Origin of the sequence: Streptomyces mashuensis (assembly GCF_014654785.1) — a bacterium.
GTDB classification, from domain to species: Bacteria; Actinomycetota; Actinomycetes; order Streptomycetales; family Streptomycetaceae; genus Streptomyces; species Streptomyces mashuensis.
In genome coordinates this window covers 219,953-245,383 of sequence record NZ_BNBD01000005.1, presented here as the reverse complement: position 1 = coordinate 245,383, position 25,431 = coordinate 219,953, and the positions used below count along the sequence as shown (strand labels likewise).

The following is a 25,431-nucleotide window of genomic DNA, read 5'->3' as shown; positions in this document are numbered from 1 at the left end:
CACCCTAGGAACTTCCATTCGAATAAAGCGGTTCTCGCGCGCAACACCCCTCGTACGAGTGACCTGGCGGCAGGATTGACCGTCTGCGCCCCGGGGAGAAATCGACCGGGCGCGGATCGCTCGGGGAAGAAGGTCCGCGCGGCGCACCCTGAGAGCTCGGGGCTCCGGGTCGCCACGGGGGAGAAACGGGGAGGTGGGGCCCCGGCCGCCCGTGCGGGCGGCCGGGGCCCCTTTTCGTGCTCATCGAGCCCTCCCCGGGTCGTCGTGGGCGGCGGCGCGCGCGCATATGCGCAACGGCTGACAGCGCCAGACTGACACGCCCGGGGCCCGGCCGCGCCCGTTTCGCGGCGGCTCGGCAGCTTGGTGTAAGGCGGTATGCGTATACGTGCCCGCGCGGGCACGCACGGACGTCAGCGCACGGACGTCAGCGCACGGACGTCAGCGCTTGGCGACGAAGACGTGCGCCGCGATGTCCGGCGACAGCTCCGCGGCCTCGCCGCTGCTGCCGACCATCACCCCACCGGGGGACTCCGTCACGCTCACCACGGCGCCCGGCTGCACCCCGGCGCGGCGCAGCGTGTACATCAGCTGCGCGTCGTTCTGGATCGGCTCGCCGATGCGCCGCACCACCACGGTCTTGCCCTCGCCGCCCGGCTCCAGGTCCATCAGGCTGACCATGGCGTCACCGAGGAAGGGGTCGGTCTCGGCCTTCTCGCCCAGCTCCTCCAGGCCCGGGATCGGGTTGCCGTACGGCGACTCGGTGGGGTGCCGCAGCAGCTCCAGCACGCGCCGCTCGACGGCCTCGCTCATCACGTGCTCCCAGCGGCACGCCTCGGCGTGCACCTGCTCCCACTCCAGGCCGATCACGTCGACGAGCAGGCACTCGGCGAGCCGGTGCTTGCGCATGACGCGCGTGGCCAGCTTGCGGCCCTCCTCGGTCAGCTCCAGGTGCCGGTCGCCGGCGACCATGACCAGGCCGTCCCGCTCCATGCGGGCCACGGTCTGGCTCACCGTCGGACCGCTCTGGTCCAGCCGCTCGGCGATGCGGGCACGCATGGGGACCACACCTTCCTCTTCCAGCTCAAGGATGGTGCGGAGATACATCTCCGTGGTGTCGATCAGTCCGGACATGCGGTGCCCCTCGATAAGTCGTGCGCTGGCCCTGCACCCCCAATTCTGACGCATGCCGGTGACAAGGGGGCCGCCTACGGCACGACCCGGCGCCCTCTTCTTGACAGCCCCTGGCCCGCGGGACGCGTCATGGCCGAGAATCCCCGAGAATCGCCGAGAATTCCCGCAGAGCCCCGTCCGCCACCCGCCCCGACCCGAGGAGCCCAGCGATGAGCGAGAGCAAGCCGGCCCGGCAGTTCCTCGACGCCGCCATCGGGCTGCTCCAGCGCGTGCGCGACGAGGAGGAGCACCACGTCGGTGAGGCCGCCGCCCTGATCGCCGACACGGTGGAGGCGGGCGGCCGCCTCTTCGTCTTCGGCGCCGGCCACTCCTCGCTGGCCGCGCAGGACGTCGTCTACCGCGCCGGCGGCCTCGCCCTGATGAACCTGCTGGCCGTGCCCGGCGCCGTCGGCGTCGACGTCATGCCCGCCACCCTCGGCAGCGCCCTGGAGCGCGTCGACGGCCTGGCCGGCGCCGTCCTCGACACCAGCCCCGCGCAGCCCGGCGACGTCCTGGTCGTCGTCTCGCTCTCCGGGCGGAACGCGCTCCCCGTCGAGATGGCGATGAACGCCCGGGCGCTCGGCCTGAAGGTCGTCGGCGTGACGTCGCTCGCCTACGCGGAGCAGACGAAGTCGCGGCACGGCTCCGGCACGTTCCTGAAGGACCACTGCGACGTGGTGATCGACACGAAGATCGCCCCGGGGGACGCGGAGCTGTCGGCGGAGGGGGTCTCGGCCCCCTTCGGCCCGGCCTCCACGGTGGTGAGCGCGGCGGTGATGCAGTCCCTCGTGGCCGCGGCGGCCGGCGAACTGGCCGCCCGCGGCATCGACCCGCCGATGCTCCGCTCCGGCAACGTGGACGGCGGCCACGAGTGGAACGGCCGGGTGCTGGAGGAGTACGGGGACCGGATCTTCTTCCGGCACGGATAGACGGGCCGGGGGTAAGGGGCGCCCCGCGTAGGGGCAGCGCTCCTTACAGCCGTACTCCTTACAGCTGCCCCGCCAGGTCCACCGCCGCCGCCACCCGCGTCGCGATGTCCTCCGCGTACGCCGCGTCGCCCCGGTCGAACCCGCGCCGCGACCCGCCCCGCAGGAACGTCACCACCCCCACCGTCCGGCCCCGGCTGCGCAGCACCGTCGCGAGGGCGTGCCGGGTGCCCTCCGGCCAGCGGCGGGCCGCCGCCCAGTCCTCGGTGCGGTCCGCGGCCGCCCGTACGGAGCCGCAGCGCTCGACCGCCTGCACCGCCGGGTGGTCGTCCCGGTACGTCACCGGCAGCCCGCCGCCCGCCGCCGCGCACGCGGCGGCCTGGCCCGCCAGGCCCGACGGCGTGGCCGCCGCCCGGACCAGCCGCACCGGCTGCTCCGGCACGGCCTCCGGCCGCGGCAGCAGGTCGATGAAGGCGTGGTCCGCGAAACCGGCCAGCGCGAACTCCAGGTAGAGCGCCGCCGCCTCCATCGGGTCCTCGCACTCGGCGACCGCCCGGCCCGCCCGGTGCAGCTGGCTGCACCGGAACCGCAGCCGCGCGCTCTCCTGCTCGGCCAGCCGCGTCTTCGTCACGTCCGTGAACAGCCAGGCCACGCCCAGCGGCACCGGCTCCTCCGTGAGGGGGCTCGACAGCCGCAGGAACCCGCTGCGCCAGCAGCGCCGTTCCGGGCCGCCCGCCGCGGCCGCGGTGCCCTTGCGCAGCGTGACCCACAACTCCGACGGCGCGGGCGGCGCCCCGGCCGCCAGCACGTGCTGCAACGCGCCCTCCAGCTCCTCCACGCCCTGCTCCAGCAGGTCGCCCAGGGGCCGGCCCAGCAGCGCCGTACGACTGGTCCGCAGCGCCCGTGCGGCGTGCACGTTGGCCAGCGCCGGCCGCAGGTCGGCGTCGACCAGCACCACGCCCCACGCCGAGCCCTCGCCGAACAGCGCCTCGCTCAGCGCCACCGACCGCTCCAGGTCGATCTGGGTGTGCACCTCGCTGAACGCGCAGTACACGCCGGCCAGCCTGCCGTCCGCGCCCGGCACGGCCGCCGACTGGACGCGGACGAGCACCCGTCCGCCGCCCTTGGTCAGCAGCGCGAACTCGTCCACCTGCCGCCGGCCCGGCGTCTTCATCACGCCCAGCAGCCGCTGGGTGACCTCCGGCGCGTCCGCCTCGCGCACCGCCCAGCCGGCCAGCCCGTGCCGCCCCACGGCGTCCCCCGCGGACCAGCCGAGTATCCGCTCGGCCTCACGGTTCCAGTGCGTCACCGTGCCGTCCGCGTCGAAGGCGCAGAGCGCGGCGTCCATGCCGTCGAGAAGGGCCACGAGGAGGTCGTGGTCGTCGCTTTCCGCCGCCGCCGGACGGGCGGCTCCGGATGACTGGTGCGGAGTCGTCACGGGGTACCCCCTGCTGGACGCGTCTGCGAACCGTGCGAGTCCTGCGAAGCCTGCACGACCGGCATTCAACTCGACCCCGCCGCACACCACACCGTCTTCGCCGAAATCGGCGCCACGGAAATTCGGTTGTGGGGTGTCGGGGGCGTGCCTAGGGTGTGGAGCACACGAGAAGGGAGGTGGTTCGGGACATGATTTCTTACCGGACGCGTGAGGTGACTGCGGGCTAGCGCCCGTCGTCTCGCGATACGCGATGCCGGCGGTTCCGCCGGCCAATCCCAGGCAGTCACCCGATCCGTGGGCCGCCGAGTCGTCCGGCTCGGCCGCCACGCTCGCGCCGCACGGTGCGCGGGCGCGGCGACGAGGCCCACGGATCGTCTGCGTTCCTGGGCACCGCCAGGGACTGCTGGAGACCGCCAGGGACGGCTAGGGACAGAGCCGCTCGACCGTCCACCGGCTGCCGTCCTCGTCCCACACGTACCGCAGCCGGTCGTGCAGCCGGTTCTCGCGGCCCTGCCAGAACTCGACGCTCAGCGGCGTCACCCGGAAGCCGCCCCAGTGCGGCGGTACGGGCACGGGCTCGCCCTCCGGGAAGCGGGCCGTCATCCGCGCGTACGCCGCGTCGAGCTCGGCCCGCGAGGCCACGGCGGTCGACTGCGCGCTCGCCCACGCCCCGATCTGCGAGCCGTACGGGCGCGACGTGAAGTACGCGGTGGTCTCCTCGCGGCTCACGCGCTGGGCCGTTCCGGTGACGACCACTTGCCGCGACAGCGCGTACCAGGGGAAGAGCAGCGAGACGTACGGATTGACCTCGATCTCGCGCGCCTTGCGGGAGCCGTAGTTGGTGTAGAAGACGAAGCCGCGCTCGTCGTGCCCCTTGAGCAGCACCGTGCGCGAACTGGGCCGCCCGGTGGCGTCGGCCGTGGAGACGACCATGGCGTTGGGTTCGTGCAGGTCGCTCGCGGCGGCCTCGCGGAACCAGCGCGTGAACTGCGCGTGCGGGTCCGCGGGCAGGTCCGCCTCCGCCAGCCCCTCGGACTGGTAGTGGCGGCGCATGGCGGCGAGGTCGTGCTCTTCTTCGGCGAATTCGACGGAGTTGGCCACGGCCACATCTTGCAGGAGCCGGGTGCCCCGCGGTCGCGGGCTGTGCCGCAACTCACGGGCCGGACCGCTGGCGCGTACGGCCCCACTGGATATCGTTTTCCACCCCGGGCCACGCGTGCTGCCGCACGGGCTGCGGAGGCCGGGTGAAGGTCCGGGTGAACCACCGCCCCACGGGGCATGACCGGTGCAGCAATCGCTTGTCGTCACGCCAGTCGAACCTGCTTGTCGAAACCTGTTCGTCGAACCACTTCTCGAACGCTTGTCGAACGTTTGCAGAACCCGTTAGTGGAACACTTGAGGAACACGAGGAGCCGCCTGATGTCCGACTTCGTACCCGGGCTCGAAGGAGTCGTCGCCTTCGAGACGGAGATCGCCGAGCCCGACAAGGAAGGCGGCGCGCTCCGCTACCGCGGCGTCGACATCGAGGACCTCGTCGGTCACGTCTCCTTCGGGAACGTCTGGGGCCTGCTGGTCGACGGCTCCTTCAACCCCGGCCTGCCGCCCGCCGAGCCCTTCCCCATCCCCGTCCACTCGGGCGACATCCGCGTCGACGTCCAGTCGGCCCTCGCGATGCTCGCCCCGGTGTGGGGCCTGAAACCCCTCCTCGACATCGACGAGGCCACCGCCCGCGACAACCTCGCCCGCGCCGCCGTCATGGCCCTGTCGTACGTCGCCCAGTCGGCGCGCGGCCAGGGCCTGCCGATGGTTCCGCAGCGCGAGATCGACAAGGCCGGCACCATCGTGGAGCGCTTCATGAAGCGCTGGCGCGGCGAGCCCGACCCGAAGCACGTCAAGGCCGTCGACGCGTACTGGACGTCGGCCGCGGAGCACGGCATGAACGCCTCGACGTTCACCGCCCGCGTCATCGCCTCGACGGGCGCCGACGTCGCCGCCGCCCTCTCGGGCGCGGTCGGCGCCATGTCGGGCCCCCTCCACGGCGGCGCGCCGTCCCGCGTCCTCCACATGATCGAGGAGATCGAGCGGACGGGTGACGCGGCGGCCTACGTCCGGCGCACCCTCGACAAGGGCGAGCGCCTGATGGGCTTCGGCCACCGCGTCTACCGCGCCGAGGACCCGCGCGCCCGCGTCCTCCGCCGTACGGCGCGGGAGCTCGGCGCCCCGCGCTTCGAGGTCGCCGAAGCGCTGGAGAAGGCGGCCCTGGAGGAGCTCCACAACCGCCGCCCGGACCGCGTCCTCGCGACGAACGTCGAGTTCTGGGCGGCGATCGTCCTGGACTTCGCGGAGGTCCCGGCCCACATGTTCACGTCGATGTTCACGTGCGCCCGCACGGCGGGCTGGAGCGCGCACATCCTGGAACAGAAGCGCACGGGCCGCCTCGTCCGCCCCTCCGCCCGCTACGTGGGCCCGGGCCCCCGCAACCCGCGCGAGGTGGCGGGGTACGGCGACATCGCGGCGTCGTAACGGCGCCGTTCGGCGGCGGTGGGAGTACGAAGGTTGAACGCGTACGCCTTCCAGCTGTACCCGTTGGGGTACTGGAGGCGCACGAGCCCCTCGGAGACGACCTCGACGAGCGCGCCGATGCCGCCGGAGTACGTGTCGACGTACACGACCCCGAGCGCGCTCACCTCCCCCACCGCCGCCACCCGTTGACGGCCCGCACCTTGGCACTGAGCTCCTCGGCGCCGGTGGCGGGCCGCACGTTCTGCGCCTCGGCCTCCCAGGTCCGCCCACCGGCGGGCGGCCGCAGGCGGAGGCGGGCGCCGTTGACGCCCATGACCTGGCCGATGAGGTCGCGTTCGGTGTCGACGACGTAGGAACCGGCGGAGGGGCCGGTGTCGCGGGGGACGAGGTTGAAGCCGTGGGCCCCGAAGGTGAGGGCGAAGGGGTGGGCGGCGCAAGGCGCGGGTGCCGCCGGTGCCGGCGGATTGAACAGAGCCCTGAACCAGAGCAGGGCTCGGACGATAGGCTTCGTCATGTCGACGCTCCTAGAGCAGCGTTGGCCATGCCCCCGGACCGGTTGCAGCGGTCGCGGGGGCGTCTTGTCTGCGCAGCAGTAGACCCCATTCCCCCCTGTACCTGCCCCGCCATGGCGATAACTGTCTAGGATTGACTGCATACCACTGAGTACAGTCACCCGGGTGATGGAGTTTAATCCGACGCGACCGAAGTGGGCCCAGATTGCGGAGGACATCCGCAGGCGGATCGAGTCCGGCGAGTACCCGCCCAACCACCTCATCTCGGAGGTGAAGATGGAGCAGGAGTACAACGTGGCCCGCAACACCGTCAGAAAGGTCACGGCTGCCCTCCGCAAGGATGGCCTGATCGTCACGACGCCCGGCATGGGGTCGTTCGTGGCCGCACGGGAGACGTAGAGGTCGCCGGGCTCCGGCCTGGCTACGGGCCTGGACGCGCAACCCGGACGCAACCGCCGACGCATTCCACATGTTCGCGCAGAACGGGGCGGGCGGAATGGTCGCGTCCTGGCTGGTACGGGAGGGCCGCCCGCTCGCGGACCAACCGGTGGTGTTCCTGGGCTCGGAAGGCGAGACGGCCGTCCTCGCCCCCGACATGGCCGGCTTCCGCCGTGTACTGGCGGACGGCTTCAGCCCGCACGAGGCGTTCTACGGCCGGGACGAGCCGGACGGCCGGCACGCGGCGGAGGCGATAGTGGAGGCGGCGGCGCGGGAGTTTCCCAACTTCGAGGCGGCGGTCGAGGCGCTGCTCATTTGACGAGGTGAAAGTCCGGGTGCCGGAGCCACGCCGCGAGGAAGTCCGCGTCGCCGACGTGCGTGGCGTCGTCAACTTCGACGATGCGCCCCGGCGCGGAGGAAACGTCACCGCGTAGGCGCCCGGCGAAGTCGATTCAGGCGCCGAAGCGCGGGGCGAGGTCGAGCGCGAGCTGCCCGAGCAGGCGGTGGTCCTCAGGAGAGGCGCAGCCGGCGCTGAGGACCAGTTCCTGCACCGGGGGCGCGGGGAGCGCGGAGTAGTCCTCACCGTCGGCACCGGGCAGAACGTCGTCCTCGGCGAGGACGAACAGACGCCCGTGCAACCAGAACGCGAGGTCACCGTCGCTGTCGTACCCGACTGACTCGCAGAAGGCCCGGAGCCACGGGGTGACGTCGGCGACGACGTCGTCGAACGACCGCTGCTCGAAGAGCAGCAACCCGACTACGGGCCCGGCCACCGCTAGGCCGCCGGCGCGTAGTGGCGGCGGATGACGTCCAGAGTGTTCTGCACGCCCCGTTCCGTGGTGGCGCGCAGCTGCTCGACGTCGGGGGCCTGGCCGCCATGGAACTGCATCTCGGCGGAGAAGGTCAAGGTCAGGGCCCCGCCCTCGTCTTCACCGATGTCGTTGCGAATCACCCACGTCGCACGCTCGTCGGCGCGACGGAAGCTGACCCGCCACCCGTCCTCGAACGTGACGACCTCGCGGATGCGCTCGCCGCGCATGACGACGTCGCGCACCAGCCCGGCACCGGTGCGCTCCAGCACCGTGCACTCCGAAATGTCGGCCACGTACGGGACGGCGTACTCGGCCTTCTGCAGGAGGCCGTCCCAGAGCTGACGGCGGTCGAGGGGGTGTTCACCGGCCCGCGTGGGGTCGTTGACGGGCAGCGTCACACTGATTTCGATCACGTCGGTGCCAACCACCGCCCTGTCGGAGCTATTCCGCCTCGGCGGGGCACGGGTGGGCGAGGAGACGGTTCGGGGAGCAGGCCACGACCGCGATGCTGAGGAAGAGGGGGCGGGTCAGGTAGTACCCGTACGAGACGTCGCCGCCCCACCGCAGGGTGTCCGTGGCGAGTGCGACGCGGGCGGCGAGCAGGGCCGGGTCCCGGCCGGCGCGGGAGGCGAAGCGCGGGGCGTACTCCGCGAGGCGCTGCCCCAGCCACGCGGCGGCGTCCTCGGGACGCTGCCATGTGCCGCGGATGAGCCGGGCCGGCTTCACCAGCCAGTTGGCGGTCTCCAGGGGCGGGACGTCGGTGACGCGCCACTCGGCGACGGCCTCGCGGTAGCGGGCGAGGAGGTCGGGCGGGCTGTCGGGCGTCGGCTCGACGGTGGAGGGCGGGCGGCGCACGCTCTCCTTGTCGAAGAGGGCTTTGTCGCCGGCCCACAGGTAGCCGTGGAAGTGCACGGGGCCTCACGGGGGTGCGGTGGGGGAACGGTTCCCGCCCGCGCCGCCGGTGCGGCGGCGGGGGCGGAGGCAGGGCGCCAGGTCAGGCGGTGAGGCCGAAGCGGGCGGGGTCGATGCCGGCGGCGGCCAGCTCGGCGCCGGTGAACCGCAGCGGCTGCGCGTCGGGCCGCTTGCTGTCACCGAGCGCCCACGCGTCCTGGCCGATGGGGGCGAGCGTGACGCACCCCTCGGTGCACAGCCCGCCGCAGGCCTTGGCGAACTCCGCACCGCGAATGTCGAGCCCGTACAGGTCGGATGCCTTCATGGCGTCCCCTTCCTGAGCGTTGCTGAACGTTTGGACCGGATGCTCAGACGCTAGGGACACGGGCGGCTCGGCAGCCACGAAGTTGCACGTTGTTGCAGGGCTTCACCCGAGCGCGTCGATGGCGTCACGGATCAGCTCCTGGGCGCGCGGCCCGTACACGGCCATGCGCTGCAACGCGGCATGGGCCTTCACGTAGAGACTGATCTCGCCGGGTGTCGTGACGGTGACCTTGGCCGAGATCAGCTCGACGGCCACCTGCTCCTCATCGAAGATCGTGAACGTCTCCACCGGCCACATATGGCGGTCGGCGTCGAAAGGGATGACGCCGAGGGACACACGCGGGAGCGACATCACCTCGATGAGGTGGCCGAGCTGCTCGCGCATGACGGCCGTACCGCCGAGGCGGTGGCGCAGCACCTCTTCCTCGATCAGCAGGCCGAAGCGGTGGTTGCCCTCATGGATGACGCGGGAACGCGCCAGTCTGGCCGCCACGGCCGCCTCGATGTCGTCGGGTGTGGCCCGGAACGCGGCGATGGTGGACAGCAGGGCCGTCGCGTAGCCCTCGGTCTGGAGAAACCCGGGGACGACGGTGGAGCAGTAGGCCCGGAAGAGACGCGTCCGTCTGTACAGCGGCAGTCCGCGCTCCTGCAGGCGTCGCAGACCGGTCGGCTGGAGCCGCCGCCACTCGACGTACATGGAGTTCGCGTTCCGCGAGGCGGCGATCAGATCGACGGCCTGCTCGGTGCAGCCGCACGCGGCACACCACGCACGGATGTCCGCGTCGGATGGCATCGTCTTCATGTTCTCGATGCGCGACGACTTGGATTTGCTCCAGCCGCATCGTTCCGCCAGCGAGTCGACGGTCAGCCCGGCGTCGAGGCGCATCTCGCGCAACCGCGTGGAGATGGCCTCGCGGGCCTTCATGACGCTGGAGGAAGGGGAAACTGACATGGAGGTCTGGTGCGTTAACGATCAGACCGTATAGCTGGCGTGCGGCACAGCTCGTTCCCATACGGCCTCGAAAGCCGAGGCGAGCTGCTTGAGCAGTCCCGGATCAGAGCAGAGCTCGTCCTCGACGTGGGAGCCGTCACCTGCGAAGTGGTGGATGCGTGCCACCCGGTCGTCGAACAACCAGTAGTCGTTCGGCGGCAGCAGAAGGTCGGTGGCAAGCCGCCTGGGAAGCCAGCGCACCTCTTCCCCGGCTTCGACGTTGGCGTGCGTGACGTAGTGCTCCCACCGGATGTACTCCGAAACCGGCTCGCTCACGATCCGGGCACGACGGACGGTCACGCCCCGATGCACGGCCTGCGCAATCTGCTCATGGAAGTCGCGCCACCAGGACACCCGGTCGTTCCAGTCGATGCGGCCTCCGCGCCGCCACGCCTGCAGCCGCGGGTTGTCGCCGTAGCCATCGCGCAGTTCGAGATGAACCGCCGAGTGCGCTGTGGAGGCCAGAAGCTCAGCGAAGCTCGGCTGCGCGTTCTGCGGCATCACACGCCTCCCTGATCAGCGCCACCATCCGCGCGGGAATACGGATGACTGCCTCGGTGTCGGGCCGGGGGCTGTTCTTCGAGCACTCCCGGTTGGTCGCCTCGTCGGCCAGCCATCCTTGCAGAAGGAGATGCGGTTCGTGGGGTGCCTCGGTGTCGACCCACACAGCCGGACAGTGGTCGTCGTCGCTGTCCGGATCGATTCCGATGAACCACAGCGCCATGGGTGCCTCCTGCGTCGTGTGGCCTGCGCCAACGTGCAGGAGCGTCGTGGCAGGGAGCCGCCGCCGTCAAGGGTGCGACACTTCCGGTCATGACGACGACGTACGCGATACCGCTGGGCGACGACGGGGCCGTGCTGTGTCCCCTGGAGCCTTGGCAGGCCGAGGAGTTCCTCGCCCATATCGACCGGGGGCGGGAGTTCATCGGGCAGTTCAATCCGCTTCCCGAGGTCGTCGGCGATCTGGAGGGGAGCCGGGCGTTCCTTCAGGCGTACGCCGAGAAGGCCGCCGCCGACACCGGGCGCCTGTACGGCATCCGGACGGCGGCGGACGGGACGCTGGTCGGGGCCTTCCTGCTGCGGCGGCTGGACGTGACGCAGGGGGTTGCCGAGGCCGGGTGCTGGCTGGAGCCGGCGGCGGTGGGGCGGGGGCTGGTGACGCGTGCGGCGCGGGTCGTCATCGACTGGGCCGTCGAACAGCGCGGCATCCACCGCGTCGAGTGGTGGGTCGCCTCCGGCAACGAGCCGAGCATCGCCGTCGCCCGCCGGCTCGGCATGACGAAGGACGGCGTGCTGCGGCAGAGCCACCTCCACCGCGGGAAGCGGTACGACGAGGAGATCTGGTCCGTCCTCGCCCCGGAGTGGCGGGCGGCCAGGGGCTAGCGGGGCCGGAGGGAACGGGCGGCGCCGCCGTCGAGATGCCGTGGCAGATCAGTTGTCCCGTCGTGCCACTGTGGCCCGTGGCTCCTGGACCGCACCGGCCCCGACCGGTTCCGTCTCCCGGCTCCGGCCCGCGGGCACTGCTCCGGGCGAGGCCACGAATCCCTGGGACAGGTCGAGCTGGAAGGGAGAACCGGGACGATCCGGGGTCCAGCCTCGGGTCAGCGCAGTGCGGATGTGGTCCGCGACGTCGGAGGGAAGCACCGGAACACCCGGTCTGCCGACCCAATTGCTGCCATGCGGACGGTCCGTGGTGACCACCAGCGTCGTCCCCGGACGACCGGCGTGCTCGACGGCATAGGTGCACGGTGACCAGCACAGCGCCTGGTCATAGGTGGGCCGACGGCGCAGCCGCCACCGATACGTCACCTCGTCCACGACAATGCGGCGCGAGCCCTTCTTCCCCGGTGCCACGGCCTCTCCTCGGGTCACCACAGACAGTAACCCGGGCGGTGAAGAGATGCCTGGAGGAGAGCGCGGCGCCCGGCCCCCTCACCCCCTGCGTGTCTCCAGCAGGAAGCAGCCGAACTCGACCGCCCGTACGTGGACCAGCGCCACCTCCGGGTCCGCGTACAGCTCCGTCAGGCCCTCCTCCACCGTCGTGCCGTCCTCCTCCCCCTCGGCCACGTAGCGGCCGCCGAGGATCGTGCCGTCGGCGCGGTACGCGCGCAGGACGCGGCGGGCGCCGCGCATCGCGTCCGGGAAGCCGGCGGTGCCGGCGGTACCGGCGGTCCCGGGGCCTCCGCAGTCGTGGGGGTGGATGAAGACCGGGCCGACCTCGTCGTACGGGCCCGGCGTCGCGCCCGTTTCGCGGGCCCAGCGGCGCAGGGGGGCGTACGAGACGAGGGCGATCGACTCGTGCGGCTTGCTCCGCGACAGGCAGCAGCGCAGCGGGTTGCCGCCCTCGCCGTCCTCCGTCACCGGTCGCGGCGGGTTTCCGGCGTCGTCGCGCTTCCGCAGCTCGGCCAGTACGTCCTGGGGGATGGCCCGGATCACGTAGTCAGTGTTGCCAGTGCTCATGCCCCCATCCTCGGCAGCCGGGCGCTGCGGTGCTGGCGGTCTTCGGACGTCGCATTGCGGGCTGCGATCCAGCCCGCCATGGCGCGTACGCCCACGGCTATGGCGCGCTCGTCCGGGGCGAAGCCGGGGTAGTGCGGGTAGCAGGACGTGACCGGGGCGCCGGGGGCCCGGACGCCGAGGAATGTGTACGTGCCGGGGACGCGGTCCAGGTAGAGGGCGAAGTCCTCGCCGCTGAAGGGGATGGCGGCGTGGAGCGTGGTCACCGGGTCGTGGCTGCGGTCGTGGCCGAGCGCGCGGCGCAGGTGGCGGGCCAGGGCGTGGGCGTCGTCCTCGGGGCAGACCATCGCGGGGAACGGTTCGCCGGGGAACCTGACGCCCGCCCCCGGGTATCCCCGGGCCAGGCGGCGGATGTCCTCGCGCACCTCCACGTACCGTTCCTGCGGCCAGCAGCGGTACGACACCGTCACGCTCGCCGCCTCGGTCACTCCGGCCCGGACGGCCACGAAGCGGGCCAGCGGGCCGTCCGGGGTCTGGAGGTCGGCGACGAGGCGTTCCAGGGCTTCGGGTGTCTGCGGCGGCGTCACCGTGGCGAGCGCCCCGATGTCGGCGGCCAGCCGCCGCGCCGCCTCGGGGGCGTCGGGGCCGGTGAGCGTCACCTCGGCGTGGTCCTGGCCCGGCAGGCCGTACCCCGGCATGACCCCGAACTGCCCGACGGGGAACGGCCCGCAGTGGAGCGCGTGGATCTCCTCGACGCCCGTGCGCTCGAACACCCCCGCGTCGAGGACCGCCCGCGCCCCGGCCAGGGCCTCTTCCGCCGGCTGGAAGACGAACACCGCCGTGCCGCTCAGCCGCCGCCGCAACCGCGCCAGCACCTGCGCCACGCCGACCGCCACCGTCGTGTGGATGTCGTGCCCGCAGACGTGGGCCACGGCCTGGCCGCCGCCCACGATGCCGCCGGGCGGCACCGCGTCCATGTCCGCGCGGTAGGCCACCGTGCGGCCGGGGCGCGCACCCCGCAGCACGCCGACGACGCCGTTCCCGCCCACCCCGGTGGTGACGGCCAGCCCCGCCGCCCGCAGCGCCTCAGCGACCAGGCCGGCCGTGCGGTACTCCTTGCCCGGCGCCTCGGGATACGCATGGAGGTCGCGCCTCAGCGCGATCAGTCTGCTCTCCAGCCGTGCCGTCTCGGCGTCGACCGCGCCCTGGTCGAGCGGCGACGACCGCCCCCCGCTGCCGGCCGCCGCGGCCCGTCCGCCCCCGCTCCCCCACAGAAGCGCGGCGGCCCCCGTCCCCGCCGCGCCTCCGATGACCATGCGACGTGCCACCATGGCCGTTCCCCCGTCCCATCCCCCGTTGTTTCGTGACGCGACAAGTCTTTCGCGGGGCGGTGCCGCCGCCCATCCGGCCAACCGCCGGACCCCGGGTGGGGTTAACCCCCTCATCACGATGCGGCCATCACGATGCGGCCATCACGATGCGGCGAGGAAGTCGCCCACGACCTTCACGAACGCCTCCGGCTGCTCGAAGAACATGACATGACCCGCGTCGATCTCCTCGTACGTGCTGTCGGCGACCGCGGCGTGCAGCGCGCGGCTGTGCTCGACGGGGACGGTGATGTCCTGCGTGCCGCCGACGACGAGGGTCCGGGCGGTGACGCGGGGCAGCAGCGCGCGGATGTCGATGCGCGTGTCGAGGTCGACGTGGCGCAGCGTGCCGGGCGTGGGCGGGAGGTTGGGCACCATGCGCTCGACCTCCTCGTTGCCCAGTGCGCGGAGGAAGTCGCGGCTGAAGCCGGTCATCGTGATGTAGCGCCCGAAGGTCTCCGCGTCGGCCTGCTGCCCCAGGCGCTGCCAGACACCGAAGAAGTTGCGGAGGTACGGGTCGCCGTCCGTGTGTGCCCAGCCGGCGACGAGGACGAGGCGGCGGACGAGGTCGGGGCGGAGCGCGGCGACGGCGGCGGCGACGGGGGCGCCCATCGAGAAGCCGAGGAGGTCGGCCGGGCCGGTGCCGGAGTCCTCGATGACGGCGATGACCTGCGCGGCGAGGCCCTCGACGGTCAGCGGGGCGCCGTCGTCGGTGGTGTTGCCGGCGCCGGACAGGTCGGGCGTGACGATTTCGCGGTCGGCGGCGAACCGGGGGCCGATGCCGCCCCAGGTGAGCGCGGCGCCGGCCGACCCGGTGCCGTGCACGAGGACCAGCCGGGGCAGCGGGCCCGAGCCGGAACGCTCGTAGTGCACCTGGGCGTCGGCGACGGTGACGATGGGCATGGGGAACTCCTCGCTGGGCAGTGAAGTGAAGGGGCCTCGGCCGGTGTTTTCCGTCCGGCCGGTGCGGCAGGAGCAACACTGCCCGGGGCCGGAAGGGGCCGGGAGAGCAGCGCCGATCCTGGTACCGGCGGTCCCTGGACCGGGGAAATCGCCTGGTGGACGATGACCGCATGATGATCAACCGGCGCGAGCTCGCCGATTTCCTGCGCCGTTGCCGCGACCGTGTACGCCCCCAGGACGTGGGCCTGCCCGCGGGGCCCCGGCGGCGCGCGCCGGGGCTGCGGCGCGAGGAGATCGCCCAGCTCGCGGGCATGTCGGCCGACTACTACGTGCGGCTGGAACAGGCCCGGAGCCCGCAGCCCTCGCCCCAGATGCTGGCGGCGCTGGCGCGGGCGCTGCGACTGAGCGGTGACGAGCGCGACCACCTCTACCTGCTGGCCGGGCAACGGCCGCCGGCGGGACGGAGCACGGACCACGTGGCGCCGGCGCTGCTGCACCTGCTGGACCAGCTGGCCACGACCCCGGCGCAGGTGCTCAGCGACCTGGGCGACGTCCTGGCGCAGAACGCGGCCGCGCGGGCGCTGCTGGGCGGCGTGTGCGAGGTGTCGGAACACGGCCGCAACGTGGTCTGGCGCTGGTTCGCCGACCCGGCCGTACGTGCCGCGTACCCCGAGGAGGAGCACGCCTACTACAGCCGGCTGCACGTCGCCGACCTGCGGGCGGCCACGGCGCGGCGCGCCGGGGACCCGGCGGCGGTCCGGCTCGTGGAGCGGCTGCGGGGCGCGAGCGAGGAGTTCGCGGCGCTGTGGGAGCTGCACGAGGTGGCGGTGCGCCGGCACAGCCGCGTACGGGTGCTGCACTCCGTGGTCGGGCCGGTGGACCTCGACTGCCAGGTGCTGCTCGCCCCGGAGGGCGACCAGCGGCTGGTGTTCTTCACGCCCCCGCCCGGCAGCGACACCGCCGACCGGCTGGCGCTGCTGAAGGTGGTGGGGACGGAACAGTTCGCGTAACGGCTCGGGCAACGGCTTCGCGCAGCGGCTTCGCGCACCCGCTACGGAAGCACCGGCGGCAGCACCTCCAGCACCGTGGCCGTGCCCGCCGGCGGGCGGCGCTCGTGCATCGTGATGACGTCGCCGGGCGTGAGGTGCCGCCACTGCCCGGGGGTCAGCGGCGCCAGGCGTACGGTGGCGCGGCCGCCGGGCGGTATGGCCGCGGTGTGCTCGGCCCAGAGGGAGGCGATGTTCCACGCGGGGCCGCCGTCCGGGGCCCGGCTGCCGATGTCCCACATGGGGCGCAGGACGCCGGCGCCCGGCACGGGGAGCCGGCGGCCTCCGTCCGCCTCCTCCGGTGGGAACAGCGTGAGGACCGCCCGGATCCCGCCGCGGCGCGCCTCTGTGTGCCGCCAGTGGCACCAGGCGGTGCCGCGTTCCATGCGCAGCTGCCCCACGGCCTCCGCGAGCGACGCCCAGAAGGCGGGCGGCAGCGGCGGGCCCCCGCGGCACTCCTCCAGCACGCCCAGCACCTGCTCCCACTCGTCCCGTGCCAGCTGGTCCCAGACGTCCCGCTCGGTGAGGTCGCCGGGACCGGCGGCCTCCTCCGGCGTCAGCAGGCCGGCGTCCTCGAGCAGCCTGATCGCCTCCACGGCCCCCACTCTTCCCCACCTTCCCCTTCCGGCTTTTCGTCCGGTCTCTTCCGCTCTCCTCCACCCCTTTAGCGAAATGCCGGATTCCGCTGGGCAAGGGGCACTTGTGTGTTTACGATCATGCCTAATGGATCATTCGTTCGCATTACGCATGTGGAGTGAGTCGTACGTGAAGATCGCCTCCAGGGTCGCTGCGCTGGCGGCCTCCGGTGCCGCCGTCGCCCTGCTGACCCCCGGTGTGAGCAGCGCCGCGCCGGTACCGGGCCCGTACCAGTACCTCGTCAACAACTACAGCAACCAGTGCCTGCAGCTGGCCTCCACCTCGGGCCAGAACGGCGACTTCGCGGTTCAGGGCTTCTGCGAGAACGGGCTCAAGGCGCAGTGGCGCATCGAGCGCGTGAACAGCAGCCGTGACTTCCGCATCATCAACGCGCTCACCGGCAAGTGCCTGGAGATAGCCGACTCCCGCAAGGACAACGGCGCGCCCGCCCAGCAGTGGACCTGCGCCAACGGCTACGACACCCAGCTGTGGCAGTTCGACTTCGCGAACGACCGCGGCCTCGTCATCAACAAGAACAGCGGCAAGATCCTGGAGATCAGCAACTCCAGCATCGAGCCCGGCGCCCCCGCCCAGCAGTGGCAGTACGGCGGCATGCGCGGCCAGATCTGGCGCACCCCGGTCGTCCCGGGCAGCGGCACGCCGACGCCGGACCCGCAGCCGCCCACGCCCACGCCGGGCCCCACGACCCAGCCGTCGAGCAAGCCCACGGTGGAGCCCACCAAGGCCCCGACCGACCCGACCAAGCCCACGCCGGGCCCCACGTCCACGCCGCCGTCGCGCCCGAGCGCCACTCCGGCGCCGGCTCTCCGCTGACGCAGGCGCGCCCCCTCGCAGACCGTCCGCCGGGCTCCCGGCGGACGACTCAGCGCGCGCCCGTCGCCGCTTCCGCGGCCAGCCGCTCCTCCAGCCGGTCCAGCGCCCCGCGTATGCCCTCGCCGTACGCGTCGTCCCCGAGCGCGTCCGTGTGCGCACGGGCCTTCGCCAGGTGGGTGCGCGCCCGGTCCGGGGCGCCCACCTTCTCGTACGCCGCGGCCACGTTCAGGTGCAGCGACGGGTAGAAGCCACGGACGGCGAGCGTCGCGTGGTGCTGCTGCACGCGCGCGTCCGTGAGCGAGTCCGCCGCCTCCAGGGCGCGCAGGTCCCAGGCGAGCTCCTCGTGCGGGTCGTCCTGCACGTCCGCCATGTAGTGCGCGAGTACGCACCGGTGGAACGCGTCCCCGTCCTCGCCGATCGCCGCCCACAGCTCGTCGAACCGCCGCCGCGCACCCGCCGCGTCACCGCTCTGAAGCAGCGCAATCGCTTCCCCGATGCGCTCCATGGTCACGTCCCCGCCCCCGACCTCATCCATGCTGTGCAGCCTACGAAGGGGGTCTGACAGTCGCCCTCACATCAGCCTTCCCCCACGTAGTCAAATTTGACTACACTGCCGTGCATGGCTGAGCAGACCATCCCGATCCTGCCGTGCCCCACCCTCCAACCCGTCCTCGACTTCTACACCGCACTCGGCTTCGAGGTCGTGTTCCGGCAGCAGAGCCCCAATCCCTACGCCGTCGTCCAACGCGGCGGCATCACCCTGCACTTCTTCGCCGTCAAGCACCACGACCCCACCACCTCGTACAGCACCTGCTACGTCCTCACCGACGACGTCGACACCCTCCACCACGACTTCCGGACCCGCCTCAAGGCGGCCTACGGGCGCGTACCCACCCGTGGCCTGCCGCGCATCGGGCCGCTGCGCGACACCTCGTACGGTGTGCGGCAGTTCCTGGTGACCGACCCGGGCGGCAACTGCATCCGCATCGGGCGGCAGACGAGCGACGACCTCCACCACCGGTCCGCGCCCAAGGAGTTCCACGCCCGGGCGCTGCACCACGCCGCGCTTCTCGCCGACTCCAAGGAGGACCTCACGGCCGCCGCCGGCGTCCTCGACCGCGCCCTGCGCCACGACGGCGAACAGCCCACTCCCGTTCAGCTGCTGCGCCTCCTGGTGCTGCGCGCGGACGTGGCCGGGCGGCTCGGCGACGCGGCCACCGCCGCGTCGGTGCTGGCCCGCGCCACGGACGCCGCACAGCGCCTCACCGCCGGCGAACGGGACGCCGCCCGCGACGACCTGCGGCGCCTCGACGATCTCCGTCAGGAGGAATGAGACACCCCCGCCTCCGCCTCCACCACCGAGGCGGGCGCCCCCGTCGGCACGACGCGCGTCCGCCGCAGTCCCGCCGCCGCGAACAGCGCGTCCAGTTCCGCCAGGTCGCGGTGGCGGCCACCGCCCAGCGTCATCATCATGACGTCCACCGCCTTGCCGGGGTGCGGCGCGTTGTCCGGCCCCAGCACCGCGTCGACCACCAGGACCCGGCCGCCGGGCGCCATGGCGCGCCGGCACGCGCCGAGGATGCGTACAGCGTTCTCGTCGTCCCAGTCGGGCAGCACCTGCTTGACGACGTAGACGTCGGCCCCGTCGGGGACGGACGTCAGGAAGTCGCCCGCGACGGCCTGCCAGCGCCCGGCCACCGCCGGGTCGCCGACGAGCAGCGGCTCCCGTACGGCCGCGGCCTGGTCGAGGAGGACGCCCGTCAGGCCCGGGTGGTGCCGCAGGGCGCTGCCCAGCAGGCCGCCGCGGCCGCCGCCGACGTCCACGACCGTGCCCTTCGCCGGGAACGGGTACGCGGCCGCGACCGCGTCGTTCACCGGGTCCGAGTAGGCTGCCATGCCGCTGTGGAAGAGCGCGCGGGCGGCCGGGTCGGTCTCCAAGTGCTCCCAGAGCGTGCGCCCGTGGACGCGCGGGAAGCCGGGCTCACCGGTCCGTACCGTCTCCGTCAGCTCCGTCGCCGCCCGCACGAACATGCCGTCCGTCATCATCAGCACCGCCGTCCGCAACGATCCCGGCTCGTCCGTGCGCAACATCCGTGCCGCGGGCGTGACATGGAAGGCGCCCGCCTCGTCCTCGCGGAAGATGCCGCGGGACGCGAGCAGACGCAGGACGCGGCGCAGCACGGTCGCGTCCGCCCCGATCGTGCCGGCCAGCTCCTCGGGCGTGCGCGGTCCGGCGCCGAGGTGGTCGGCGATGCGGAGCTCGGCGGCGCTGCGCAGTGCGGCGGTGTGGAGATGGCCGAGGGCCTGCTCCATGAGGAGCTGAGCGGCAACGTCCTTCGGTGCAGAGGTAGTCATGGCCGCCACGCTTCCAGCCGCCCACCTGCCCGGCCACGGGCCGTGGTCCGGTGCGTCCTCGGTCCCGGGCCCTAGGCGCATGCCCGGAACCCCTGCCCGAACGGTGGTGTTCACACCTATGCTGATCACACGTTCGAGTGGCGCCTGCCGAGGGGGAGCATGATCGACGTCGACGGCTATCTGGCCGCGCTGGGGGTGGACCGGCCGGCGGCCCCGACCGCCGAGGCGCTCCGTGCACTGCACCGGGCGCAGGTGGAGCGGATCGCCTACGAGAACCTCGACATCCACCTGGGGCGCCCGCCGGGCATCGGCGCCGGGGAATCCGTGGCCCGGTTCGTGCGCGGGCGCGGCGGCTACTGCTTCCACCTCAACGGAGCCCTGGCCGCGCTGCTGACGGCCCTCGGCTACGACGTCACCCTGCACCGGGCCGGGGTGCAGCGCGCGCCCGAGGACCCCGCGGGCGCGCACGGCGACCATCTCGCCCTTACGGTGCGGCTCGACGGCGAGCGGTGGCTGGTCGACACGGGGCTCGCCGGTGCCCTCCACGAGCCGCTGCCACTGCGCGAAGGCAGCTACTCCGAGGGGCCGTTCACCTATGGGCTGGCCCCGTCGGTGGCGGAGCCGGGTGGCTGGCGGTTCACCCATGACCCGCTCGGCCCCTTCACGGCCATGGACTTCGCGCCGGACCCCGTGCAGCTGTCGTCCTTCGCCGCGAAGCACGTCCAACTGTCCACCTCCCCCGAGTCCCCCTTCGTCCGGGTCGTCACCGTCGGCCGCCGCGACGCCAAGGGCATGGACCTGCTGCGCGGCTGCGTACTGCGCCGGACCGACGCCGGGGGCGCGGACGAGCGGACCATCGACACGGCCGACGACTGGTACGACGTACTGGCCGGCGTGTTCCGGCTGGACCTGAGCGACGTCGACGCGTCGGCGCGGGCGGCGCTCTGGCACCGCGTCCGTACGGCGCACCAGGAGTGGGAGGCCGCGAACCAGTAAGGGGTGCCGTCGGACGTCGGCAGGGGCGTCGACGAATATCGAATATAGGGTGCCTTCGTGTTCCTTCTCCGCACCCGCGCCGCTTGCGCCGCCGTGGTCCTGTCCACGTTTTTTGTCACAGCCTGTTCTGCCACCGGAACGGACCAGGGCGACGACCCCCAGGAAGCCGCGCACCCCACCGCCGAGGGCCCGGACACCGCTGCCCCGGCGAACGTGCGCCGACCGAGCCCGGATGCCGTCTTCGACTACCAGCTCGGCGGCGCATACCCGCCTCCCGGCAAGGTGCGGGCCGTCTCCCGCGACCGTGAGGCCAAGCCGGCCGACGGGCTCTACAACATTTGCTACGTCAACGCCTTCCAGACGCAACCGGGCGAAGCCGTCGGCTGGTGGAAGAAAGAGCACCCGGACCTGCTCCTGAAGAACGACGACGGCCGGCTGATCGTCGACAAGGACTGGGACGAACCCCTCCTGGACATCTCGACGCCGGCCAAGCGCGAGGCCCTGATGAACATCGTCGGCCCATGGATCGACGGCTGCGCCGCAGCGCATTACGACGCGGTGGAACCGGACAACCTCGACTCCTACGAGCGCTCCGACGGCAGGCTCACCTCCGAGCACGCGGTCGCCTTCGCTCGCCTCCTGGCCGACCGCGCGCACAAGCGGAACCTGGCCGTCGCCCAGAAGAACACCACCGACCTGCTTCCCCAGCACGCCCGCATCGGTTTCGACTTCGCCGTCGTCGAAGAGTGCGGACGCTACAAGGAGTGCCCCGAATTCAGCCGCGCCTACGGCGGCAGGGTCTTCGACATCGAGTACGGGAAGAAGGACTTCACCGCTGCCTGCCAGGCGTGGGGGAAGGAGTTGTCCATCACCCTGCGCGATCGCGAGGTCAGCCCTGCCGGTAAGCGCGGCTACGTGTACGAGTCCTGCTGAACACTCTTCTATCCGGCTGAAGTACTAGGGGCGGGACCCCTTGCCCAGCCGTGACGCCAGGATCTCCGTCCACTGGTCGACCACCCGGGCCCGCCGTGCCGCGTCGTCCGTCAGCAGGTTGGCCAGCCCCAGGCCGCGCGCCATGTCCAGCAGGCCCTGCACCGTCTCGCGCACGCCCGGCGCCGCGTCGTCCACGCCCAGCAGACGCACCGCGACGCGGTGCGTCTCGCGGCCGACCCGTGCCTCCAGGTCCGCGACGCGCGGACGCAGCACCGCGTGGTGATCGTGCGACGCCGCCACCCACAAGTGGAGGGCCGCCCGGAACAGCGGACCCGTATAGAGGGCGACCAGCTCCCGCACCACAGGCCGGGCACCCGCCGGCGCCGCCCTCTCGTGGGCCATCTCGTCCGCCAGTCGCCGCAGCGCGGCCAGCCGCTCCTCCGCGACGTGTTCCACCGCCGCCGTGAACAGCTCCTCGCGCGTACGGAAGTGGTGCTGTGCCGCGCCCCGCGACACCCCGGCGCGCTCGGCCACCACGGCCACCGTCGACCGCGCCCAGCCGTGCTCCGCCAGGCAGTCGATGGCCGCGCGCAGCAGCCGCTGCCGCGTCGCCCGGCTGCGTTCCTGCTTGGGGCCGGTGACAGCCGCAGCCGCCTCCTCCGCCCTCGCCCTGATGGCACTCACCCCTGGTACGACCGCGGCAGACCGAGCGAGTGCTGCGCCACGTAGTTGAGGACCATCTCCCGGCTGACCGGCGCCACCCTGGCCACCCGTGCCGCCGTGATCAGTGACGCGAGCCCGTACTCCGTGGTCAACCCGTTGCCGCCCAGCGTGTGCACCGCCTGGTCGACCGCGGTCACCGCCGCCTCCGCGGCCGCGTACTTCGCCATGTTCGCCGCCTCGCCCGCGCCCCTGTCGTCCCCCGCGTCGTACAGGGCCGCCGCCTTGTACATCATCAGCCGGGCCAGCTCCAGCTCGACGTGCGACCGCGCCAGCGGGTGCGCGATCGCCTGGTGCGCGCCGATGGGCTGATCCCACACCCGGCGCGTACGGGCGTACTCCACCGCCCGCGCGAGCGCGTACCGGCCCATGCCCGTCGCGAACGCCGCCGTCATGATGCGCTCGGGGTTCAGGCCCGCGAACAGCTGGAGCAGGCCGGCGTTCTCCTCCCCCACCAGCGCGTCGCCGGGCAGCCGCACGTCGTCCATGACCAGCTCGAACTGTTTCTCCGGCGCCGCCACCTCCATCGGGATGCGGTGGTACGCGAACCCGGGCGTCTCCCGCCCCACGACGAACAGGCACGGCCGCAGCCGTCCCGTGCGGGCGTCCTCCGTCCGCCCCACGATCAGCGTCGCGTCGGCCGCGTCGACCCCCGACACGAACACCTTCCGGCCCGTGAGCAGCCAGTCGTCGCCGTCCCGGCGCGCCGTCGTCGTCAGCCGGTGCGCGTTCGAGCCCGCGTCGGGCTCCGTGATGCCGAACGCCATCGTGAACGTGCCGGCCGCCAGGCCCGGCAGCCAGCGCCGCTTCTGCTCCTCCGTGCCGAAGCGGGCGATCACCGTGCCGCAGATGGCGGGCGAGACCACCAGCATCAACAACGGGCAGCCGGCCGTGCCGAGTTCCTCCAGCACGATGGTCAGCTCGGTGATGCCGCCGCCCCCGCCGCCGTACTCCTCCGGCAGGTTCACGCCGAGGTAGCCGAGCCTGCCGGCCTCGGCCCACAGCTCCTCCGGCCGCCGTCCCTCCCGCACGGCCGCGGCGAAGTACGCGCGCCCGTAGCGGGCGGCGAGGGCTCCCACGGCCCGGCGCAGCTCCCGGTGCTCGGCCGGCTCGGACGACCTGCTCGTGCTGCCGCCGTACGCGTCTTCCCGGCTCATGATGCTCCGCTCCCCTCGGACCGTACGTCCCCCTCGGCCTCGTCCCTCGCCACCACCACCGCCAGCAGCTCCCCCGCCGCCACCTGCCGCCCCGCCTCGGCGTGCAGGGCGGTGAGCGTCCCGGCGGCCGGGGCCACCACGCGGTGCTCCATCTTCATCGCCTCCAGCCACAGCAGCGTCTGCCCCTCCGCCACGGGCTTCCCTGCCGCCACACCCTCCGCGACGCGCACGACGGTGCCGGGTACGGGCGCCAGCAGCGAACCGGGTTCCGTACGCGTCTCGGGGCGCGGCAGCCGGGGCAGCGGCGTGAAGGCGTACGCGCCGGCGTGCGGGGTGTCCACATACACGGCGCCCCCGTCCCCCTCTTCCTCGTACGTGGCCACGTCCACCCCGTACCGCACGCCCGCCGCCTCCAGCAGCACCCTCTCCCCGCCCGCCTCCAGCACCCGCACCCCCGGCCGGTCCTCGACCACCGGGCCACTGCGCCCCCACCGGTAACGGACCTCGTGCAGCGTGCCGTCCGGCTCCTGCCGGTACCGCTTCACCTGCGCCTGCGAGGGAACGTTCCGCCAGGCGCCGGCCCCGCCCCGGGCCGCCTGCGCCACCGCCGCCGCGACCACCGCAAGGCCGGCGCCATCAGAAGGTCCCCCCACCAGCTCGCCCAGCCGCCGCCCGTAGAACCCCGTGTCCACCGGCCCGGCAGCGAACTCCGGGTGCCGCAGCGTCCGTACGAGCAGGTCGCGGTTGGTCACCGGTCCGTGGATGCGCGCCCGTTCCAGCGCCCGCGCCAGCCGGCGCACCGCCTCGGCGCGCGTCGGCGCCCACGCCACCACCTTCGCCACCAGCGCGTCGTAATGCGCCCCAACCACATCACCCGCCTCGTATCCTGCGTCGAGACGTATCCCGCCCTCCCCCGGGACCTCCAGTCGCCGCACCACCCCCACCGACGGCGCGAACCCGCGCGCCGGGTCCTCCGCGTACAGCCGCGCCTCCACCGCGTGCCCCGACGGCGCGGGCGGTTCCGGTGGCAGCGCCGCGCCCTCCGCCACGCGCAGCTGCCAGGCCACGAGGTCGATGCCGTACACGCACTCGGTGACGGGGTGCTCGACCTGGAGCCGGGTGTTCATCTCCAGGAAGTACGGCCGCCCGTCGGCCGCCACCAGGAACTCCGCCGTGCCCGCGCCCACGTAGCCGATCGCCCGCGCCGCCCCGGCCGCCGCCGACAGCAGCGCCTCCTCGCAACCGGCCGGCAGCCCCGGCGCCGGCGCCTCCTCGATCACCTTCTGGTGCCGCCGCTGCGCCGAGCAGTCGCGCGTGCCGAGCATCCACACGGTGCCGTGGGTGTCGGCCAGGAGCTGCACCTCCACGTGCCGGGCGCCGTCGACGTACGGCTCGGCGAAGACCTCGCCGTCACCGAACGCCGCCTCCGCCTCGGCCCGCGCCGACTCCAGCACGGCCGCCAGACCGGCCCCCAGCTCCGCCGCGTCCCGCACGACGCGCATCCCGCGCCCGCCCCCGCCCGCCGCCGCCTTCACCATCAGGGGAAGGTCCGCCGCGGTCACGGCCGCCGGGTCCAGCGGCGCGAGCAGCGGCACGCCGGCCGCCGCCATGAGCCGCTTCGCGCGCGTCTTCGACGCCATCGCCGCGATCGCCTCCGGCGGCGGCCCCACCCACACCAGCCCCGCGTCCCGCACGGCGCGCGCGAACTCCGCGCTCTCCGACAGGAACCCGTACCCCGGGTGCACGGCGTCCGCGCCGGCCGCGAGCGCCGCCCGCACCAGCAGGTCGCCCCGCAAGTACGTGTCGCGGGGCGCCACGCCCGGCAGCCGTACGGCCGCGTCGGCGTGGCGTACGTGGGCGGCGCCCGCGTCCGCGTCGGAGTGCACGGCCACCGTGGCGAGGCCCAGCTCCCGGCACGTACGGAAGACCCGGCAGGCGATCTCGCCCCGGTTGGCGACCAGCACGGACCCGATCACAGCACCACCTCTTCCCAGCCGGCCGG

At 73.0% G+C, this 25,431-nt stretch carries 30 protein-coding genes and 2 pseudogenes; 10 read left to right on the top strand and 22 right to left on the bottom strand.

Annotated elements, in window-relative coordinates; translation table 11 throughout:
* Window positions 1-438: 438 nt before the first annotated feature.
* The gene (locus IE305_RS15375; RefSeq protein ID WP_190130123.1) at window positions 439-1,131 is read right to left on the bottom strand and encodes an iron-dependent transcriptional repressor DtxR; all 693 of its coding nucleotides are present in this window, start codon (window positions 1,129-1,131) and stop codon (window positions 439-441) included.
* A 209-nt stretch (window positions 1,132-1,340) separates the two neighbouring features.
* Here IE305_RS15375 and IE305_RS15370 point away from each other — a divergent pair, with 209 nt between their 5' ends.
* Window positions 1,341-2,099, top strand: coding sequence for an SIS domain-containing protein (locus IE305_RS15370; RefSeq protein ID WP_190130122.1), 759 nt, complete (start codon window positions 1,341-1,343; stop codon window positions 2,097-2,099).
* 58 nt (window positions 2,100-2,157) lie between these two features.
* On the opposite strand, the gene IE305_RS15365 is transcribed toward IE305_RS15370, so the two are convergent.
* The gene (locus IE305_RS15365) at window positions 2,158-3,534 is read right to left on the bottom strand and encodes a PAS domain-containing protein (RefSeq protein WP_229890992.1); all 1,377 of its coding nucleotides are present in this window, start codon (window positions 3,532-3,534) and stop codon (window positions 2,158-2,160) included.
* A 423-nt stretch (window positions 3,535-3,957) separates the two neighbouring features.
* Window positions 3,958-4,635, bottom strand: coding sequence for a pyridoxamine 5'-phosphate oxidase (gene pdxH, locus IE305_RS15360; RefSeq protein WP_373311637.1), 678 nt, complete (start codon window positions 4,633-4,635; stop codon window positions 3,958-3,960).
* A 318-nt stretch (window positions 4,636-4,953) separates the two neighbouring features.
* Here pdxH and IE305_RS15355 point away from each other — a divergent pair, with 318 nt between their 5' ends.
* Window positions 4,954-6,057: a citrate synthase 2 gene (locus tag IE305_RS15355; RefSeq protein ID WP_190130120.1), complete on the top strand. Its 1,104-nt coding sequence runs from the start codon at window positions 4,954-4,956 to the stop codon at window positions 6,055-6,057.
* Here the strand turns inward: IE305_RS15355 and IE305_RS15350 are convergent.
* Both IE305_RS15350 and IE305_RS15345 read right to left on the bottom strand, forming a co-directional pair.
* Window positions 5,991-6,221, bottom strand: coding sequence for a hypothetical protein (locus IE305_RS15350; RefSeq protein ID WP_190130119.1), 231 nt, complete (start codon window positions 6,219-6,221; stop codon window positions 5,991-5,993). The genes IE305_RS15355 and IE305_RS15350 overlap by 67 nt on opposite strands.
* Window positions 6,218-6,571: a hypothetical protein gene (locus IE305_RS15345; protein ID WP_190130361.1), complete on the bottom strand. Its 354-nt coding sequence runs from the start codon at window positions 6,569-6,571 to the stop codon at window positions 6,218-6,220. The genes IE305_RS15350 and IE305_RS15345 overlap by 4 nt, the downstream gene beginning before the upstream one ends.
* A gap of 166 nt (window positions 6,572-6,737) precedes the next feature.
* On the opposite strand from IE305_RS15345, the gene IE305_RS15340 reads away from it, so the two are divergent.
* Both IE305_RS15340 and IE305_RS15335 read left to right on the top strand, forming a co-directional pair.
* Window positions 6,738-6,968 (top strand): GntR family transcriptional regulator, encoded by a 231-nt coding sequence (locus IE305_RS15340; RefSeq protein ID WP_229891048.1) that lies wholly within the window; start codon window positions 6,738-6,740, stop codon window positions 6,966-6,968.
* A 70-nt stretch (window positions 6,969-7,038) separates the two neighbouring features.
* Window positions 7,039-7,326 carry a hypothetical protein gene (locus tag IE305_RS15335; protein WP_190130117.1) on the top strand — a complete coding sequence of 96 codons (288 nt, stop codon included), beginning with the start codon at window positions 7,039-7,041 and terminating at the stop codon, window positions 7,324-7,326.
* On the opposite strand, the pseudogene IE305_RS15330 reads toward IE305_RS15335, so the two are convergent.
* The 7 genes and pseudogenes from IE305_RS15330 to IE305_RS15300 form a co-directional block, all read right to left on the bottom strand.
* Window positions 7,319-7,780: pseudogene (locus tag IE305_RS15330) on the bottom strand (DUF6368 family protein). The gene IE305_RS15335 and the pseudogene IE305_RS15330 sit on opposite strands and share 8 nt — an antisense overlap.
* A 2-nt stretch (window positions 7,781-7,782) precedes the next feature.
* Window positions 7,783-8,232: an SRPBCC family protein gene (locus IE305_RS15325; protein WP_190130115.1), complete on the bottom strand. Its 450-nt coding sequence runs from the start codon at window positions 8,230-8,232 to the stop codon at window positions 7,783-7,785.
* Window positions 8,233-8,260: 28 nt separating this feature from the next.
* Entirely contained in the window at window positions 8,261-8,731 is a 471-nt protein-coding gene (locus IE305_RS15320) for a hypothetical protein (protein WP_190130114.1), read from the bottom strand.
* Window positions 8,732-8,813: 82 nt separating this feature from the next.
* The gene (locus IE305_RS15315; RefSeq protein WP_190130113.1) at window positions 8,814-9,035 is read right to left on the bottom strand and encodes a DUF397 domain-containing protein; all 222 of its coding nucleotides are present in this window, start codon (window positions 9,033-9,035) and stop codon (window positions 8,814-8,816) included.
* Window positions 9,036-9,137: 102 nt separating this feature from the next.
* Entirely contained in the window at window positions 9,138-9,986 is an 849-nt protein-coding gene (locus IE305_RS15310; RefSeq protein WP_190130112.1) for a helix-turn-helix domain-containing protein, read from the bottom strand.
* Between the two features lie 21 nt (window positions 9,987-10,007).
* Window positions 10,008-10,526: a DUF6879 family protein gene (locus tag IE305_RS15305; RefSeq protein ID WP_190130111.1), complete on the bottom strand. Its 519-nt coding sequence runs from the start codon at window positions 10,524-10,526 to the stop codon at window positions 10,008-10,010.
* Window positions 10,495-10,749, bottom strand: coding sequence for a hypothetical protein (locus IE305_RS15300; RefSeq protein WP_190130110.1), 255 nt, complete (start codon window positions 10,747-10,749; stop codon window positions 10,495-10,497). Before IE305_RS15300 ends, IE305_RS15305 begins: the two co-directional genes overlap by 32 nt.
* 89 nt (window positions 10,750-10,838) lie before the next feature.
* On the opposite strand from IE305_RS15300, the gene IE305_RS15295 reads away from it, so the two are divergent.
* Window positions 10,839-11,408, top strand: coding sequence for a GNAT family N-acetyltransferase (locus tag IE305_RS15295; RefSeq protein WP_190130109.1), 570 nt, complete (start codon window positions 10,839-10,841; stop codon window positions 11,406-11,408).
* 156 nt (window positions 11,409-11,564) lie between these two features.
* On the opposite strand, the pseudogene IE305_RS33015 reads toward IE305_RS15295, so the two are convergent.
* From IE305_RS33015 to IE305_RS15280, 4 genes and pseudogenes are all read right to left on the bottom strand, one after another.
* A pseudogene (locus tag IE305_RS33015) lies at window positions 11,565-11,879 on the bottom strand (hypothetical protein); the annotation flags it as partial.
* A gap of 78 nt (window positions 11,880-11,957) precedes the next feature.
* On the bottom strand, window positions 11,958-12,485 hold the full coding sequence (locus IE305_RS15290) for a DUF1203 domain-containing protein (protein ID WP_190130108.1): 528 nt from the start codon (window positions 12,483-12,485) through the stop codon (window positions 11,958-11,960).
* Window positions 12,482-13,813 (bottom strand): M20 metallopeptidase family protein, encoded by a 1,332-nt coding sequence (locus IE305_RS15285; RefSeq protein ID WP_190130107.1) that lies wholly within the window; start codon window positions 13,811-13,813, stop codon window positions 12,482-12,484. Before IE305_RS15285 ends, IE305_RS15290 begins: the two co-directional genes overlap by 4 nt.
* 141 nt (window positions 13,814-13,954) lie before the next feature.
* A complete protein-coding gene (locus IE305_RS15280) occupies window positions 13,955-14,752 on the bottom strand; it encodes an alpha/beta fold hydrolase (RefSeq protein ID WP_190130106.1) in 798 nt (265 codons plus the stop codon).
* Between the two features lie 170 nt (window positions 14,753-14,922).
* Between IE305_RS15280 and IE305_RS15275 the strand changes: the two genes are divergently transcribed.
* Window positions 14,923-15,762: a helix-turn-helix transcriptional regulator gene (locus tag IE305_RS15275; protein ID WP_190130333.1), complete on the top strand. Its 840-nt coding sequence runs from the start codon at window positions 14,923-14,925 to the stop codon at window positions 15,760-15,762.
* 41 nt (window positions 15,763-15,803) lie between these two features.
* On the opposite strand, the gene IE305_RS15270 is transcribed toward IE305_RS15275, so the two are convergent.
* Window positions 15,804-16,394: a hypothetical protein gene (locus tag IE305_RS15270; protein WP_190130105.1), complete on the bottom strand. Its 591-nt coding sequence runs from the start codon at window positions 16,392-16,394 to the stop codon at window positions 15,804-15,806.
* Between the two features lie 151 nt (window positions 16,395-16,545).
* Here IE305_RS15270 and IE305_RS15265 point away from each other — a divergent pair, with 151 nt between their 5' ends.
* A complete protein-coding gene (locus IE305_RS15265) occupies window positions 16,546-17,268 on the top strand; it encodes an RICIN domain-containing protein (protein ID WP_190130104.1) in 723 nt (240 codons plus the stop codon).
* A gap of 49 nt (window positions 17,269-17,317) precedes the next feature.
* On the opposite strand, the gene IE305_RS15260 is transcribed toward IE305_RS15265, so the two are convergent.
* Complete coding sequence (locus IE305_RS15260) at window positions 17,318-17,803, bottom strand: hypothetical protein (RefSeq protein ID WP_190130103.1); 486 nt, start codon at window positions 17,801-17,803, stop codon at window positions 17,318-17,320.
* Window positions 17,804-17,887: 84 nt separating this feature from the next.
* Here IE305_RS15260 and IE305_RS15255 point away from each other — a divergent pair, with 84 nt between their 5' ends.
* Entirely contained in the window at window positions 17,888-18,601 is a 714-nt protein-coding gene (locus tag IE305_RS15255) for a bleomycin resistance protein (protein ID WP_190130102.1), read from the top strand.
* On the opposite strand, the gene IE305_RS15250 is transcribed toward IE305_RS15255, so the two are convergent.
* Complete coding sequence (locus IE305_RS15250) at window positions 18,589-19,623, bottom strand: methyltransferase (RefSeq protein WP_190130101.1); 1,035 nt, start codon at window positions 19,621-19,623, stop codon at window positions 18,589-18,591. The two genes, IE305_RS15255 and IE305_RS15250, sit on opposite strands and share 13 nt — an antisense overlap.
* Before the next feature lie 159 nt (window positions 19,624-19,782).
* On the opposite strand from IE305_RS15250, the gene IE305_RS15245 reads away from it, so the two are divergent.
* Both IE305_RS15245 and IE305_RS15240 read left to right on the top strand, forming a co-directional pair.
* The gene (locus tag IE305_RS15245; protein ID WP_190130100.1) at window positions 19,783-20,619 is read left to right on the top strand and encodes an arylamine N-acetyltransferase family protein; all 837 of its coding nucleotides are present in this window, start codon (window positions 19,783-19,785) and stop codon (window positions 20,617-20,619) included.
* A gap of 57 nt (window positions 20,620-20,676) precedes the next feature.
* Window positions 20,677-21,552: an endo alpha-1,4 polygalactosaminidase gene (locus IE305_RS15240; protein ID WP_190130099.1), complete on the top strand. Its 876-nt coding sequence runs from the start codon at window positions 20,677-20,679 to the stop codon at window positions 21,550-21,552.
* 24 nt (window positions 21,553-21,576) lie between these two features.
* Here the strand turns inward: IE305_RS15240 and IE305_RS15235 are convergent, their stop codons facing one another.
* The 3 genes from IE305_RS15235 to IE305_RS15225 are packed head-to-tail and all read right to left on the bottom strand — an operon-like array spanning window position 21,577 to window position 25,405.
* Window positions 21,577-22,236 (bottom strand): TetR/AcrR family transcriptional regulator, encoded by a 660-nt coding sequence (locus IE305_RS15235; RefSeq protein WP_229890990.1) that lies wholly within the window; start codon window positions 22,234-22,236, stop codon window positions 21,577-21,579.
* Window positions 22,233-23,429 carry an acyl-CoA dehydrogenase family protein gene (locus IE305_RS15230; RefSeq protein ID WP_190130098.1) on the bottom strand — a complete coding sequence of 399 codons (1,197 nt, stop codon included), beginning with the start codon at window positions 23,427-23,429 and terminating at the stop codon, window positions 22,233-22,235. Before IE305_RS15230 ends, IE305_RS15235 begins: the two co-directional genes overlap by 4 nt.
* Window positions 23,426-25,405: an ATP-binding protein gene (locus IE305_RS15225; RefSeq protein WP_190130097.1), complete on the bottom strand. Its 1,980-nt coding sequence runs from the start codon at window positions 25,403-25,405 to the stop codon at window positions 23,426-23,428. Before IE305_RS15225 ends, IE305_RS15230 begins: the two co-directional genes overlap by 4 nt.
* Between the last annotated feature and the right edge of the window lie 26 nt (window positions 25,406-25,431).

Excerpts from the sequence above, each read along its gene's own strand:
- IE305_RS15375 (WP_190130123.1), bottom strand. The coding sequence starts at position 1,131 with ATGTCCGGACTGATCGACACCACGGAGATGTATCTCCGCACCATCCTT.
- IE305_RS15370 (WP_190130122.1), top strand. The coding sequence starts at position 1,341 with ATGAGCGAGAGCAAGCCGGCCCGGCAGTTCCTCGACGCCGCCATCGGG.
- IE305_RS15355 (WP_190130120.1), top strand. The coding sequence starts at position 4,954 with ATGTCCGACTTCGTACCCGGGCTCGAAGGAGTCGTCGCCTTCGAGACG.
- IE305_RS15345 (WP_190130361.1), bottom strand. The coding sequence starts at position 6,571 with ATGACGAAGCCTATCGTCCGAGCCCTGCTCTGGTTCAGGGCTCTGTTC.
- IE305_RS15340 (WP_229891048.1), top strand. The coding sequence starts at position 6,738 with ATGGAGTTTAATCCGACGCGACCGAAGTGGGCCCAGATTGCGGAGGAC.
- IE305_RS15335 (WP_190130117.1), top strand. The coding sequence starts at position 7,039 with ATGTTCGCGCAGAACGGGGCGGGCGGAATGGTCGCGTCCTGGCTGGTA.
- IE305_RS15315 (WP_190130113.1), bottom strand. The coding sequence starts at position 9,035 with ATGAAGGCATCCGACCTGTACGGGCTCGACATTCGCGGTGCGGAGTTC.
- IE305_RS15310 (WP_190130112.1), bottom strand. The coding sequence starts at position 9,986 with ATGTCAGTTTCCCCTTCCTCCAGCGTCATGAAGGCCCGCGAGGCCATC.
- IE305_RS15305 (WP_190130111.1), bottom strand. The coding sequence starts at position 10,526 with ATGCCGCAGAACGCGCAGCCGAGCTTCGCTGAGCTTCTGGCCTCCACA.
- IE305_RS15300 (WP_190130110.1), bottom strand. The coding sequence starts at position 10,749 with ATGGCGCTGTGGTTCATCGGAATCGATCCGGACAGCGACGACGACCAC.
- IE305_RS15295 (WP_190130109.1), top strand. The coding sequence starts at position 10,839 with ATGACGACGACGTACGCGATACCGCTGGGCGACGACGGGGCCGTGCTG.
- IE305_RS15290 (WP_190130108.1), bottom strand. The coding sequence starts at position 12,485 with ATGAGCACTGGCAACACTGACTACGTGATCCGGGCCATCCCCCAGGAC.
- IE305_RS15285 (WP_190130107.1), bottom strand. The coding sequence starts at position 13,813 with ATGGTGGCACGTCGCATGGTCATCGGAGGCGCGGCGGGGACGGGGGCC.
- IE305_RS15280 (WP_190130106.1), bottom strand. The coding sequence starts at position 14,752 with ATGCCCATCGTCACCGTCGCCGACGCCCAGGTGCACTACGAGCGTTCC.
- IE305_RS15275 (WP_190130333.1), top strand. The coding sequence starts at position 14,923 with ATGATGATCAACCGGCGCGAGCTCGCCGATTTCCTGCGCCGTTGCCGC.
- IE305_RS15265 (WP_190130104.1), top strand. The coding sequence starts at position 16,546 with ATGTGGAGTGAGTCGTACGTGAAGATCGCCTCCAGGGTCGCTGCGCTG.
- IE305_RS15260 (WP_190130103.1), bottom strand. The coding sequence starts at position 17,803 with ATGGATGAGGTCGGGGGCGGGGACGTGACCATGGAGCGCATCGGGGAA.
- IE305_RS15255 (WP_190130102.1), top strand. The coding sequence starts at position 17,888 with ATGGCTGAGCAGACCATCCCGATCCTGCCGTGCCCCACCCTCCAACCC.
- IE305_RS15250 (WP_190130101.1), bottom strand. The coding sequence starts at position 19,623 with ATGACTACCTCTGCACCGAAGGACGTTGCCGCTCAGCTCCTCATGGAG.
- IE305_RS15245 (WP_190130100.1), top strand. The coding sequence starts at position 19,783 with ATGATCGACGTCGACGGCTATCTGGCCGCGCTGGGGGTGGACCGGCCG.
- IE305_RS15230 (WP_190130098.1), bottom strand. The coding sequence starts at position 23,429 with ATGAGCCGGGAAGACGCGTACGGCGGCAGCACGAGCAGGTCGTCCGAG.